14 protein-coding genes and 2 pseudogenes are annotated in these 13,153 nt (G+C 65.7%); 6 read left to right on the top strand and 10 right to left on the bottom strand.

Annotated elements, in window-relative coordinates:
- The 4 genes and pseudogenes from Q7T84_RS16560 to glyA form a co-directional block, all read right to left on the bottom strand.
- Positions 1 to 234, bottom strand: a pseudogene (locus Q7T84_RS16560) (riboflavin synthase); the annotation flags it as partial.
- On the bottom strand, positions 235 to 885 hold the full coding sequence (locus Q7T84_RS16555; protein ID WP_304811012.1) for a RibD family protein: 651 nt from the start codon (positions 883 to 885) through the stop codon (positions 235 to 237).
- A complete protein-coding gene (gene nrdR / locus Q7T84_RS16550) occupies positions 875 to 1,348 on the bottom strand; it encodes a transcriptional regulator NrdR (RefSeq protein WP_304811010.1) in 474 nt (157 codons plus the stop codon). The genes Q7T84_RS16555 and nrdR overlap by 11 nt, the downstream gene beginning before the upstream one ends.
- A gap of 42 nt (positions 1,349 to 1,390) precedes the next feature.
- Positions 1,391 to 2,680 (bottom strand): serine hydroxymethyltransferase, encoded by a 1,290-nt coding sequence (gene glyA / locus Q7T84_RS16545; RefSeq protein WP_304811008.1) that lies wholly within the window; start codon positions 2,678 to 2,680, stop codon positions 1,391 to 1,393.
- Positions 2,681 to 2,868: 188 nt separating this feature from the next.
- Between glyA and Q7T84_RS16540 the strand changes: the two genes are divergently transcribed.
- Complete coding sequence (locus Q7T84_RS16540) at positions 2,869 to 3,300, top strand: MucR family transcriptional regulator (RefSeq protein WP_304811006.1); 432 nt, start codon at positions 2,869 to 2,871, stop codon at positions 3,298 to 3,300.
- A 233-nt stretch (positions 3,301 to 3,533) separates the two neighbouring features.
- Here the strand turns inward: Q7T84_RS16540 and hemA are convergent, their stop codons facing one another.
- The 5 genes from hemA to Q7T84_RS16515 form a co-directional block, all read right to left on the bottom strand.
- A complete protein-coding gene (gene hemA, locus Q7T84_RS16535) occupies positions 3,534 to 4,763 on the bottom strand; it encodes a 5-aminolevulinate synthase (protein ID WP_304811004.1) in 1,230 nt (409 codons plus the stop codon).
- A 155-nt stretch (positions 4,764 to 4,918) separates the two neighbouring features.
- Complete coding sequence (gene mmsB, locus Q7T84_RS16530) at positions 4,919 to 5,812, bottom strand: 3-hydroxyisobutyrate dehydrogenase (RefSeq protein WP_304811002.1); 894 nt, start codon at positions 5,810 to 5,812, stop codon at positions 4,919 to 4,921.
- 2 nt (positions 5,813 to 5,814) lie between these two features.
- Positions 5,815 to 6,540 carry a class I SAM-dependent methyltransferase gene (locus Q7T84_RS16525; RefSeq protein ID WP_304811000.1) on the bottom strand — a complete coding sequence of 242 codons (726 nt, stop codon included), beginning with the start codon at positions 6,538 to 6,540 and terminating at the stop codon, positions 5,815 to 5,817.
- Positions 6,541 to 6,581: 41 nt separating this feature from the next.
- On the bottom strand, positions 6,582 to 7,625 hold the full coding sequence (locus tag Q7T84_RS16520; RefSeq protein ID WP_304810998.1) for an enoyl-CoA hydratase/isomerase family protein: 1,044 nt from the start codon (positions 7,623 to 7,625) through the stop codon (positions 6,582 to 6,584).
- On the bottom strand, positions 7,622 to 8,761 hold the full coding sequence (locus tag Q7T84_RS16515) for an isobutyryl-CoA dehydrogenase (RefSeq protein WP_304810996.1): 1,140 nt from the start codon (positions 8,759 to 8,761) through the stop codon (positions 7,622 to 7,624). Before Q7T84_RS16515 ends, Q7T84_RS16520 begins: the two co-directional genes overlap by 4 nt.
- A gap of 103 nt (positions 8,762 to 8,864) precedes the next feature.
- Here Q7T84_RS16515 and Q7T84_RS16510 point away from each other — a divergent pair, with 103 nt between their 5' ends.
- The 3 genes from Q7T84_RS16510 to Q7T84_RS16500 are packed head-to-tail and all read left to right on the top strand — an operon-like array spanning position 8,865 to position 10,737.
- Positions 8,865 to 9,344, top strand: a complete 480-nt coding sequence (locus Q7T84_RS16510) for a hypothetical protein (protein ID WP_304810994.1) — start codon at positions 8,865 to 8,867, stop codon at positions 9,342 to 9,344.
- A complete protein-coding gene (gene hemB / locus Q7T84_RS16505; RefSeq protein ID WP_304810993.1) occupies positions 9,341 to 10,351 on the top strand; it encodes a porphobilinogen synthase in 1,011 nt (336 codons plus the stop codon). The genes Q7T84_RS16510 and hemB overlap by 4 nt, the downstream gene beginning before the upstream one ends.
- Positions 10,348 to 10,737, top strand: coding sequence for an NUDIX domain-containing protein (locus Q7T84_RS16500; RefSeq protein ID WP_304810991.1), 390 nt, complete (start codon positions 10,348 to 10,350; stop codon positions 10,735 to 10,737). The genes hemB and Q7T84_RS16500 overlap by 4 nt, the downstream gene beginning before the upstream one ends.
- A gap of 46 nt (positions 10,738 to 10,783) precedes the next feature.
- On the opposite strand, the gene Q7T84_RS16495 is transcribed toward Q7T84_RS16500, so the two are convergent.
- Positions 10,784 to 11,638: an NAD(P)-dependent oxidoreductase gene (locus tag Q7T84_RS16495; RefSeq protein WP_304810988.1), complete on the bottom strand. Its 855-nt coding sequence runs from the start codon at positions 11,636 to 11,638 to the stop codon at positions 10,784 to 10,786.
- 83 nt (positions 11,639 to 11,721) lie between these two features.
- On the opposite strand from Q7T84_RS16495, the gene Q7T84_RS16490 reads away from it, so the two are divergent.
- Both Q7T84_RS16490 and Q7T84_RS16485 read left to right on the top strand, forming a co-directional pair.
- Positions 11,722 to 12,627: a flagellar motor protein MotB gene (locus Q7T84_RS16490; RefSeq protein ID WP_304810986.1), complete on the top strand. Its 906-nt coding sequence runs from the start codon at positions 11,722 to 11,724 to the stop codon at positions 12,625 to 12,627.
- A gap of 95 nt (positions 12,628 to 12,722) precedes the next feature.
- A pseudogene (locus tag Q7T84_RS16485) lies at positions 12,723 to 13,153 on the top strand (arginyltransferase); the annotation flags it as partial.

Raw genomic sequence — 13,153 nt, 5'->3', positions numbered from 1 at the left:
GCCTTCCTTCCACGCGCCCAAAGTCGTCAGACTGATGGTCTCGCCGGAGATCTCGACCGCGAACCAGCCCTCGCCCTTCTCGACGAGAGTAAGGCAGCAGCCTGCGTGGCTGATCGAGGCGCCCATGTCGATGGTCGACAGGTCGAAGCTCGTCTCGACCTCGAATCGCAGGTCGCGGTTGGTCTCACGGACGGCGCGAAGCCGGCCCACGTCGGTGACGATTCCAGTGAACATTCAGATCCTCTCGTAACGCTCCCAGAGATCGTCTCCGACCTCGCGGACTTCAATGCGGCGCAGTCTTGGAGCGTCGGCCAGGGCGCCCAGCGCCAGGGCGCCGACGCCCGGCCGCCCTTCCCCGCCGATGACCAGGGCCGCGCGAAACCACTCGATACGGTCAACCAGGCCACAGCGCAGGAAGCTCGCCGCGACCTGCCCGCCGCCCTCGACGAACAGACGCCTCAGGCCAGCTTCTGCCAGGGTTTCCACAACGTCATGCAACTCAGGGCGTTCGTCGCCGATCGCCTTGACCTGCAGGACGCGCACGCCCGCCGCGACCAATCGAGCCTGCGGCGGTGTCGTGGTGATCACATAGGTCGGGATGTGGCGCGCGGTGGCGACCAATTTGCAGTCGTCGGCCAACCGCTGCCGGCTGTCCAGGATCACGCGGGCCGGCTGCGGGCCGCTCCAGCCATCCAGGCGCACGGTCAGTTCGGGATCGTCAGCCAAAGCGGTCTCGACCCCGACCAGGACAGCGTCATGCTCGGCGCGCAGTCGATGCACGGCCTCGCGCGCCGGCGTCCCGGTGATCCAGCGGCTCTCGCCCGACGCGGTGGCGATCCGGCCATCTAGCGAGGTCGCCAGCTTGAGGGTGACGCTAGCGGCCATCCTCATCGCCATCGCCTAGCCCCTCTTTGCCCAGGAAGGTCGCGAATTCGCCAGCTTCCCGGAAGTCACGATAGACCGAGGCGTAGCGGACGTAGGCCACGTCATCGAGGCCCTTCAGGTTCTGCATGATCAGTTCGCCGATCGCCGAGGACGGCAGTTCCGTCTCACCCATGCTTTCGAGCTGGCGCACGATGGTCGAGATCATCTTCTCGATCCGGTCGGGCTCGATCGGCCGCTTGCGGGTGGCCAGGGCGATCGAACGCGCCAGCTTGTCACGGTCGAACGGCGTGCGCCGCCCAGACCGCTTCAAGATCGTCAGTTCACGAAGTTGCACCCGCTCAAAGGTCGTGAAGCGGCCTTCGCATTCAGGGCACAGCCGGCGACGGCGGATAGCCGCGCCGTCTTCCGACGGGCGGCTGTCCTTCACTTGGCTTTCGGCGTGGCCGCAGAACGGGCACCGCATGATCTAGCCCCTTCTGGCTAACCGGCCCCCCAGATACAGGGTCTAGCTGTAGATGGGGAAGCGTTTCGTGAGCGCCAAGACTTCGTCGCGCACCTTGGCTTCCACCGCCGAGTTGTCGCCGCCGGTCGCCAGACCATCGAGGACCTCGCCAATCCAAGCCCCGATCTGGCGGAATTCGCCGGGGCCAAAGCCGCGGGTCGTGCCGGCCGGGGTGCCCACGCGCAGGCCCGAGGTCTGCATCGGGGGAAGCGGATCGAACGGAATGCCGTTCTTGTTGGTGGTGATCAGCGCGCGTTCCAGGGCCACTTCAGCGTCCGAACCGCTCACGCCCTTGGGCGTCAGATCAACCAGCATCAGGTGGCTGTCGGTGCCGTTGGAAACGATCTTGAAGCCGGCGGTCTGCAGGCTGTCAGACAGGGCGCGGGCGTTATCGACCACTTGGCGGGCGTACAGCTTGAACTCCGGCTTCAGGGCCTCACCGAACGCAACCGCCTTGGCGGCGATCACGTGCATCAGCGGGCCGCCCTGCAGGCCGGGGAACACGGCCGAATCGATCTTCTTGGCCAACTTCTTGGAGTTGGTCAGGATCATCCCGCCGCGCGGACCGCGCAGGGTCTTGTGGGTCGTCGTGGTGACGATGTCGGCGTGCGGGAACGGGTTCGGATAGACGCCCCCGGCCACCAATCCGGCATAGTGAGCGATATCGACCATCAGCAGCGCGTCGACGCTGTCGGCGATTTCCTTGAAGCGGGCGAAGTCGATGTGGCGGCTATAGGCCGAGCCACCGGCGATGATCACCTTGGGCTTTTCGGCCAGGGCGACCTCGGCGGCCATGTCGTAGTCGATCAGGTGGTCCTGCTGGCGCACGCCATAGGCGACCGGACGGAACCACTTGCCCGACTGGTTGACGTTCTTGCCGTGGGTCAAGTGGCCGCCCGCCGACAGGTCCATGCCCATGAAGGTGTCGCCCGGGCTCATGGTCGCCATGAACACCGCCTGGTTCGCCTGGCTGCCCGAGTGCGGCTGCACGTTGGCGTACTCGCAGCCGAAGATCTGCTTGGCGCGCGAGATGGCGATTTCCTCGGCCACATCGACGATTTCACAGCCGCCGTAGTAGCGCTTGCCCGGATAGCCTTCGGCATATTTGTTGGTCAGCACCGAGCCTTGAGCGTCGATGACGGCCTGCGAGACGATATTCTCCGAGGCGATCAGTTCGATCTGGTCCTGCTGGCGCTTCAACTCTCCGGCCAACACCGCGGCGATATCGGGATCGGTCTGGGCGACGTTGGACGTGAAGAAGGCGTCTGCGGGGGTTTGGGCGTGCACGGTCATGGGCGGGCCTTTCGGGAAACGGTTGAGGCGGGTATCGAGCGAGCGCCTCGTCGAGCGCTCTTTAGCGCCATCGGTCGTGTGATCCAACGGCGGGGAACGAACTTCTCTTTGCTGCGTTGCGTCAGACGTGGAGGTGCGCGCGCTCGCGCGCGCCCGCCTTTTGTCATCGCGTTGCCAGGGGATCCTGAATGAGTATCGAAGCCGAGCCCGAGGGGCGTTCGGGCGAGGAACTGATGCGGCTCGGCGCTGACATCGTCTCGGCGTACGTCAGCCGCAACTCCGTTTCCGCAGATGCCGTGCCGGACATCATTCGGTCGGTCTATGGCGCTCTGGAAGGCCTCAACCGGTCGAGCGTCGCCGTCCCGGAAGAGAGGCCCAAACCCGCCGTACCCATAAATCGTTCCATCCAGCACGACTTCATCGTCTGCCTGGAGGACGGTAAGAAGCTCAAGATGCTGAAGCGCTACCTGCGATCGCGCTACGATATGAGCCCCGACGACTATCGTCGCCGTTGGGGTCTGCCCCCCGATTATCCGATGGTTGCCCCGGCCTACGCCGCGCGCCGCTCGGCCTTCGCCAAGGAAATCGGCCTGGGCCGCGGCGTTCGTCGCGGGACTTGAAGGCGCGCTAATCCTCGCCCCGCAAAGCCGGGCGCCGATGAGGGCATCAGGAAGATTTTTGGGATAAGCGCAGAAGCGCGATCCCACCTTCCGCATGGATCGCCGCGAGCGCGAGGATGGGCGGAGTATTCGGGCCTCGTTCGAGGCGTGGCGATCAGCTTGTTTTGTGAACCCGTAGGGTCTCCAAGAAAACCGAGATCACGCAGGACTGCGTGATCTCCTTCGTAAATTAGCTAGGCCGCGACACCGCCGACCCGGGCGATGTTGCAGTGGACCCACAGCTTTTCCAGAGCATCGGCCAGGGCGTCCATCATCTCGTCGGTGTGCGCGGGCGATGGCGTGAAGCGCAGCCGCTCGGTGCCACGCGGCACGGTCGGATAGTTGATCGGCTGCACATAGATGCCGTGATCGGCCAGCAGAATGTCCGAGATCATCTTGCAGTGGACGGCGTCGCCTACCAGGACCGGAACAATATGGCTCACCGAGTCCATGACCGGCAGACCGGCCTTGCGCAGGCGGGCCTTCAGGGTCGCGGCGCGTTCCTGATGGGCTTCGCGGACCTCGTTGTGCTCCTTGAGCCAACGAATCGAAGCCACCGCCCCGGCCGCCAGGGTCGGCGGGATCGAAGTGGTGAAGATGAAGCCGTCGGCATAGGAGCGGATCGCGTCCACGATCACGGCGTCGGCGGCGATGTAGCCGCCCATCACGCCAAACGCCTTGCCAAGCGTGCCTTCGACGATGTCGATCTGCTCCATGACGCCGTCGCGTTCAGCCACGCCCGCGCCACGGGGGCCGTACATGCCGACCGCATGGACTTCATCCAGATAGGTCATGGCGCCGTACTTTTTGGCCAGGGCCACGGTGCCGGCCATGTCGGCGATGTCGCCGTCCATGGAATAGACGCTTTCGAAGGCGATGACCTTGGGCGCATCGGCCGGCGCGGCGGCCAGCAGTTCCTCCAAGTGCGCCAGATCGTTGTGCCGGAAGACCCGGCGGCTCTCGCGACCGCCGGCCCGGATGCCCGAGATCATCGAGTTGTGGTTCAACTCGTCGGAGAAGATGATCAGACCCGGCAGGATCTTGAACAGCGTCGACAGCGAAGCCTCGTTGGAGACATAGCCCGACGTGAAGAGTAGCGCGGCTTCCTTGCCATGCAGGTCGGCGAGCTCATGCTCCAACTCGACATGATAGTGCGTGGTGCCTGAAATATTGCGCGTGCCGCCCGAGCCGGCGCCGGCCTCGTCGATCGCCTTGTGCATGGCGTCGGTGACGATGGGGTTCTGGCCCTGACCGAGATAGTCGTTGGAGCACCAGACCACGACGTCGGATTGCGTGCCGTCAGCCTGCGTCCAGGTCGCCTGCGGAAACTGGCCGCGATGGCGCTTCAAATCGGCGAACACTCGATAACGGCCTTCCGAACGAATCTGTTCGAGGGCGGAAGCGAAGGCGCTCTTGTAATCCATCGATTTGAACTCCGCCCTTGACGTTCGACGATCTCGCGCCGCAGGCGGTCCTCTTGATATGGTCGGGCTTATCGCGCCACCCGAGCCGATTGTCCACAATCAGTCTTGCCGCAGTCGATCAGAATTCGTGAGCGACTGCTCAACCCTGTGATCGACTAGGCGAGTTCATCCAATCGACCGCGAAGCATCTGCACAATTCCGGAAAAGTCCTTAGTTCCGTATCCAAGCCGATCGAATAAGGCGTAGAGCCCTTCGGCCTGGGCGCCCATCGGCGCCGCCGCACCGGCCGAGGCCGCCGCCTGCTGCGCTAGCTTCAAGTCCTTCAACATCATCGCGGTGGCGAACCCGCCTTCGTAGCCGCGGTTCGACGGCGCGGTCGCGACCGGGCCAGGCCATGGGCAATAGGTCGACAACGACCAGCATTGCCCCGACGACTGGGTGGCGATCTCGAAGAAACGCTCGGCGTCCAGGCCCAGCTTCTCGGCCAGGGCGAAGGCTTCGCACACACCAAGCATCGAGATGCCCAGCACCATATTGTTGCAGATCTTGGCCGCCTGCCCCGCCCCGTGGTCGCCAGCTCGAATCACAGCGCGCGCCATCGGCTGGATGGCGCTCTCCACTTGGGCGAAGTCAGCCTCGTCGCAGCCCACCATGAAGGCCAGCGTGCCCGCGTCGGCCGCGGCGGTCCCACCAGAGACCGGCGCGTCGGCGAAGCTGAAGCCCAACTCCCGCGCCTGGGCGCCGACGATTCGGGCGCTCTCGACGTCGATGGTCGAGCTATCGATCAGCAGCGCGCTCGTGGGTGCATGGGGCAGGATTTGCTCGGCATAGACCGTGCGGACGTGCGGTCCAGCCGGCAGCATGGTCACCACGACGTCGGCGTCCTGCACCGCCTGCGCCACGCTCGCGGCGGGCGCGCAGCCCGCCGCCTTGGCGCGATCAAGCGCCTGGGCCGAGAGGTCGAAAGCGGCTACCTGGCGGCCCGCCTTGGCCTGATTGGCGGCCATGCCGCCACCCATGTTGCCCAGGCCGATAAACGCGATGCGCATGACTAACCCTTGGGCTTCTGGAACTTGTAGACGAACTGGTCAGTCTTTCCGCGGATCTTCGGATCGAAGACGTTCACGCTCATGTCGTCGGCAGGATTGCGAGCTGCGTTATCCTCTCCGACAAATTTGAAGCCCGCCGCCTCGACCTCGCGCTTGACGATGGCCGGGTCGATACGGTGCAGACTGTCGGCCACCTCGACCGGCGATCCGGCGACCGCCGTGTGGTCGATGATCAGCAGCGTCCCGCCCGGCTTGATGGTGTTGTAGAGCGTCTTATTGACGGCCGGGACGTCGAGGGCGAGCTGCTTCAGATGGAAGTCGTGGTAGTTCTGGGCGGTGAACATCACGTCCACCGGCTCGGGCGTCTTGAAGTCCTTGGCGTCAAGGGTGACCACCTCGACATTGCCCTTCTGCAGGGCCGCCTTGGTCTTTTCCACGTCGCCGGCCGGTACGGCGGCGTAAACCTTGCCGGTCGGCCCGACGGCGGCGCTTAGCACGCGGGTGAAATAGCCGCCGCCCGGCAGAAGCTCGACCACCTTGTCGCCGGACTTCACCCCCGCAAAGGTCAGAATCTCGGCGGGTTTGCGCGCGGCGTCGCGGGCCTTGTCGGCCTCTGGACGGCTCGCGTCGCCGACGGCGGCGACGACATTGGCCGGCGGGGCGGCGTGAGCGGCGGATACGCCAAGCAACAGGGCCGCACCGGCGGCCATCAACAGACTGCGCGTCATCTTGCTTCCTCCATCGGCGTGCTCGATGGCCGCCGTTGCGCTCAAGTTAGGGGTGTCCACTCCTCTGTGGAAGGAAGAGCTGCAAAAATCGCCTCAAGCATGGTCTCGCTGACACCTTCGGGCGTCGGGGGATTCCAGTGCGGCGCATGATCCTTCTCGACGATCACGGCCCGCACGCCCTCCAGGAAGTCGTGCCGCTGCACGACACGGGCGCCGACGCGGTACTCCATCGCCATGTTCTCGGCGAAGGTCTTGGCTTGGCCGCCCATCTGCAACTGGCGCAGCGCCACCTTCATGGTCTGGGGCGACTTGGTCGCCAGCACCTTCAGTTGCTCCTTGGCCCAATCGCTACTCGATGCATTCAGCGCCGCCAGGATCGCCTCGAGGCTGGCCAACCCGAAAATCTTGTCGATCTCGTCCTGGTGCGCCGCAACCGGCGGGCGTCCCGCATCGGCCTCGAACTGTGTCAGCAGCGTTTCGATCGCGGCCGGATCGGCGATGATCGCAGCCTTTAGCTCGCCGATCCTCGCGCTCTCGACAAAGTCGGTGGCGACCCCGACCAGCTCACAGTCCGCCGCCTTGATCCGGGCTCCAGTCAGGGCCAGCCAGTGGCCGATATGGCCCGGCATCCGCGGCAGGAACCAGCCGCCGCCGACGTCTGGGAACAGGCCAATCCCAGTCTCCGGCATGGCGAAGGTGGTCTTCTCGGTCGCCACCCGGTAGCGGGCCGGCATGGCCAGACCGACGCCGCCGCCCATGGTGATCCCGTCCATGATCACCGCGACGGGCTTGGGGTAGTCGAACAATAGGTGGTTCAACCGATACTCGATGAAGAAGAACTCGCGTGCGGCCTTGCCGTCGCCCGCCCCGCTCTCGGCCAGCATCCGGATGTCGCCGCCCGCGCAGAAGCCGCGCTCGCCAGCGTGGTCGACCAACACCAGTTCCACGGCCGGGTCCTGACGCCAAGCCAGCAGCGCATCGGTCATCGCCTGGCACATGTCGGTCGTCAGGGCATGCAGCGCCTGCGGCCGGTTCAGTGTGATCCGGCCGACACGGCCCTCGATACGGGTCAGGACGTCGTTCATTGCCGGAACATCTCCCGGGCGATGATCACCCGCATGATTTCATTGGTGCCTTCGAGGATCTGGTGGACCCGCAGGTCGCGGACGATTCTCTCGAGCGGATAGTCTTTCAGATAGCCGTAGCCGCCGTGCAACTGCAGGGCCTGGTTGGCGACCTCGAAACCGGCGTCGGTAGCGAAGCGCTTGGCCATGGCGCAATATTTGGTCGCTTGGGGATCGCGATCGTCCAGGGCCTGAGCCGCCCGGCGCACCATCAGACGCGCGGCCTCCAGCTCGGTCGCCATGTCGGCGAGCTTGAACTGCAGGGCCTGGAACTCGGCCAGCTGCTTCCCGAACTGCTTGCGCTGCGTCATGTAAGCCTGGGCCGTATCGAGAGCCAGTTGGGCCCCGCCCAGCGAGCAGGAGGCGATATTGAGGCGGCCGCCGTCCAGCCCCATCATGGCGAAGCGGAACCCCTCGCCCTCCCCGCCGATCCGGTTCGCCACCGGGACCCGGAGGTTGTCGAAATTGACCTGAGCGGTCGGCTGGGCGTTCCAGCCCATTTTTCTTTCCTGGGCCCCAAACGACAGGCCTGGCGTCCCGTTCTCGACCACGAAGGCCGAGACGCCCTTGGCCCCAGCGTCGCCGGTGCGGGCCATCACCACGTAGAGGTCGGAAACCCCGCCGCCGGAAATGAAGGCCTTCGAACCATTGAGCACATAGTGGTCGCCGTCCAGCACCGCGCTCGTCCGCAGGGCCGCGGCGTCAGAGCCCGATCCCGGCTCGGTCAGGCAGTAGCTGGCGATCGACTCCATGCTGGTCAGACGCGGCAGGTACCGCTGACGCAACGGATCGTCGCCGAACCGGTCGATCATCCAAGAGGCCATGTTGTGAATAGTGAGATAGGCCGCCACCGAGACGTCGCCATAGCTCAAGGCTTCGAACACAATGGAGGCGTCCAGCCGAGTTAAACCAGAGCCGCCGACATCCTCGCCTATGTAGATTCCAGCGAAACCCAGTTCCGCCGCCTTGCGCAAGACGTCCGTGGGGAAGTGCTTTTCCTCGTCCCAGCGCGCCGAGCCCGGGGCAAGTTCAGCCTCGGCGAACGCCCTCGCCGCATCCTGTATTGCGCGCTGATCGTCGGAGAGGGTGAAATCCATGCGCTCGAACTCACGTCTGTAGAGGCTGACTTGAGGAAGTCGCTCTGCTGGCGCAACCTGTCAACGACGCGACGCTGAGGCGCGCTTTCTTCGAGGTCTTTGAATGGCGAATGAAGCGGTCGGCGGGCGTGCTAGCGACTCTGTGCGCAATCTCGCCTTCATCAATTACGGGCTGCTGTTCGCCTCGGTCTTCTTTGCCGGGGTGCCCGCCCTGATCGCGGCCATCATCGCCTACTCCCAGCGCGACGAGGCGCCCCAGACCATCGGCTCGCACTACCGATTCCAGATCCGCGTTTTCTGGGTCGCCTTCTGTCTGGCCCTGGCCGCCGGCGTCAGCTTCCTCGGCGTGGTGATCCGGGTGACCAGCGAACTCTTCCAGTTCACCCAGGTCCCCGGCTGGGACTTGCACGACAACGTGAAGCTGGACCTATCGAACGTCACACTCGACGGTCCCTTGCTAGCCATGCTGGTTTCTTCGGCCCTATTCTCGGCCCTGGGCGGCGTCTGGCTGATCTTGGCGCCGGCTTTTGGCGTCGTCAGGCTTGCGTCCGAGCGGGGGATGGGCCACAGCGCGCGCCCATGAGCCCTGCCCCCCTCGCCGCCTACCCCGCCCTTCGCCTTCGCCGCCTGCGCCAGGCCGACTGGATCCGCCGCATGGTCCGCGAAAGCGTCCTGACCCCGGCAGACCTGATCTGGTCGATGGTTGTCCACGAGGGCGATGGCGAGGTTCCCGTCGCCTCCATGCCCGGCGTCGCACGCCTGTCGGTCAAGGAATGCGCCAAGGCCGCCGTCGAGGCCCGCAAGCTGGGCATCCCGGCCATCGCGATCTTCCCCCACATCGACGGCTCAAAGAAGGACGCCCTCGGCTCACAGGCGGCCGACCCGAACGGTGTGATCGCCAACGCGATCAAGGCCATGAAGGACGCCGCCCCCGAGGTCGGGATCATGTGCGACGTCGCGCTCGACCCCTTCACCGACCACGGCCATGACGGTGTCATCGAAAACGGCAAGATCGCCAACGATCCGACCATTGAGCGCCTGGTGGAACAAGGCCTGATCCAGGCCCAGGCCGGCTGCGACATCCTGGCCCCGTCCGACATGATGGACGGCCGCTGCGCGGCCCTGCGCACCGCCCTGGAGGGCGCGGGCCTGCAGGACACCATGATCATGTCCTACGCCGCCAAGTACGCCTCGGCCTTCTACGGCCCCTATCGCGACGCCATCGGCTCGGGAAAGCTGGGCACCGGCGGCGCGCCGATCGACAAGAAAACCTACCAGATGGACTCGGCCAACACCGAGGAAGCCCTGCGCGAAGTCGCCCTCGACATCGCCGAGGGCGCCGACATGGTCATGGTCAAGCCGGGCATGCCCTATCTCGACATCGTCAGCCGCGTGGTCGAGGCCTTCCAGATGCCGACCTTCGCGTTCCAGGTTTCGGGCGAGTACGCGATGATCATGGCCGCCGCCCAGAACGGCTGGATCGACGAGGAACGCGCCATCCTCGAAAGCCTGGGCGCCTTCAAGCGCGCCGGCGCGGCCGGCGTCATCACCTACTTCGCGCCCCGCGCGGCGAAAATGCTAGGCGCGTGAAGGCCGTAGAGATCGTCGCTGGGGTCATTCGTGACGTCGGCGGCCGCGTCCTGACCGTCCGCAAGCGCGGCACGACCGCCTTCATGCTGCCGGGCGGCAAGCGCGACCACGGCGAAAGCGACATCGCCGCCCTTTCGCGTGAGCTGGGCGAGGAGATCGGTTGTGACCTGATCTCCGCCGACCATCTCGGCACCTTCGACGCTCCCGCCGCGAACGAGCCGGACACCCGGGTCTATGGCTCGATCTACCTGGCGATCGTCGCCGGCGAACCTGTCGCCAAGGCCGAGATCGAGGAACTGCTGTGGATCGACCCAAAGTCCCCGCCCAGCGTCCGGTTCGCGCCGCTGTTGGAACGGCAGGTGCTGCCACGGCTGAGCGCCGTTTAGGTCGTCATACTCAGGTCGCCCTGGGGAGGACGTTCATACTGGAAGCCTACTTCTCCAGCCGCGCCACCAGGCTCGACGTGTCCCAGCGGCTCCCGCCCATCGCCTGAATCTCGGCGTAGTAGCCGTCCACCAGCGCGGTCATGTCCAGCTTGGCGCCATTAGCCTGGGCTTCGTCGAGCACCAGGCCCAAGTCCTTGCGCATCCAGTCGACGGCGAAACCGAAGTCGAACTCGCCCTGCGCCATCGTCCCCCAACGATTGTCCATCTGCCAGGACTGCGCCGCGCCCTTGGAGATCGCCGCCGCCGCCTCCAGCGGATCAAGCCCAGCGCGCTTGGCGAAGTGCATGCCCTCCGCCAGGCCCTGGACGATCCCGGCGATGCAGATCTGATTGACCATCTTAGTCAGCTGGCCCGCGCCCGGGCCGCCCATCAGCCGCGAGGCCTTGGCGAAGGCGCCGATCACCGGCTCGGCGCGGGCATATGCGCCGCCGTCACCGCCGCACATCACGGTCAGCTGGCCGTTCTCGGCCCCGGCCTGGCCGCCCGACACCGGCGCGTCCACGAACCAGCGCCCATCCTCGGCGGCCAGCGCCGCCATTTCGCGCGCCACCTTGGCCGAGGTGGTGGTGTGATCGACGATGATCCCGCCAGGAGCCATCACCGGCAAAATGGCCGTCACAACGCCGCGCACGTCGTCGTCATCGCCCACGCACAGGAAGACGATCTCGGCCCCTTGCGCCGCCTGCGCCGCCGTCGCGCCCGCCTGGCCGCCATGCACGCTGGTCCAGCGCTGAGCCTTCTCGGGGCTGCGGTTGAACACCGCGACCTCATGTCCGGCCTTGGCGAGGTGGCCCGCCATAGGGAAGCCCATCACGCCCAGGCCCACGAAAGCGACTCTCATCCGCACGTCCTTCTATCAACTCAACGTCATCTTAACGGGCCTCGCGCCAATCTGCGCTGGAATTGGGCGGACGGGGATTGAACATGGCGATCGGCGAAGCGCCTATCCTGATCAAGAAGGTCAAGAAGGCCGCACCGCACGCCCACCACGGCGGGGCGTGGAAGGTCGCCTATGCCGACTTCGTCACCGCCATGATGGCCTTCTTCCTGTTGATGTGGCTGATCAACACCACTAGCCCCGAGCAGAAGCGCGGCATCGCCGACTATTTCGCCCCCGCCAGCATCTCGGAAACGACCTCTGGATCGGGCGGCATCCTTGGCGGCACGGCGCTGGGTGAAGACGGCGCTCAGGGCGCCGGCGCCCAGGCGATTATCGAGCAACTTGCCCCCGAAGCGCCCAATCCGAGCGACGGGACCCAGCAAGACGCCGCCAAGCAGTTGGCCCCCGAAGCCTCCACCGAAGCCCTGCGCGAGGCCATCCTTCAGCGCGAACAGGCCGCCTTCGCCTCGGCCGCCCAGTCCCTGCGTCAGGCGCTGCAGGACATGCCGGAGCTCGCCGAACTCTCCAAAAGCATCCTGATCGACCAGACGCCCGAAGGCCTGCGGATCCAACTTGTGGATCAGGAAGGCCGCTCGATGTTCGCGACCGGCCGCACGGAACCCAACGACCGGGCCAAGTTGCTGCTGCGCGCCGTGGCCAAGATCGTGAACCAGCTTCCGAACCGCGTCAGCATCGCGGGCCACACCAACGTCTCCACCAACGGCGCCAAGCCGGATGGCGACTGGCAGCTTTCAGCCGCACGCGCCGACGCCGCGCGCCGAGTGCTGCAATCGGCCGGTGTCGATCCGGACCGTGTCTATCAGGTCTCCGGCAAGGCCAATTCCGAGCCGCTCTATCCGGATGATCCGACCCTCGCCGGCAACCGCCGCATCGCCATCGTGCTGCTGCGTGAAGCCCCCGTCCTGCCGCCGAACCACGGGTTGCAGTGACGGAACTCGCCTCCTGACGTTTGGGACCTTGCGCCTGAGCTTTCCATGACGCCTAATCTGGCCAGGCGCAGTGGTTCGAAAGCGATCGCAAGTCCGTGACGCAGCACTTTCCGACACGACAACTCCGGTTCTTTCTGACCGCGCCGAGCCCGTGCCCGTACTTGCCGGATCGGCACGAACGGAAGGTCTTCGCGCACCTACCGCTGTCGGATGGCGCCAACGTCAATGACAGCCTGACCCAGGTGGGTTTCCGGCGCTCGCAGAACATCGCCTATCGGCCGGCCTGCGAAAGCTGCTCGGCCTGCGTCTCGGCCCGAATTCCCGCTCGCGACTACATCTTCTCGCGCTCCGAACGCCGGGCGTTGGCGCGCAACGACGACCTCGAGCGCCACCTGGTCGAGGCCGAGGCGACGATGGAGCAGTTTGACCTGCTCCGCCGCTACCTGCTGACCCGCCACGCCGACGGCGGCATGGCCGAGATGACCTGGCCCGACTATGTCGCCATGGTCGAGGACACCGCGGTCCG

This window comes from Phenylobacterium sp., from assembly GCF_030654915.1.
In the GTDB taxonomy this organism is placed as follows: domain Bacteria; phylum Pseudomonadota; class Alphaproteobacteria; order Caulobacterales; family Caulobacteraceae; genus Phenylobacterium.
Note: the sequence above shows the minus strand (reverse complement) of the source record. Positions and strands in the feature narration are given on the sequence as shown.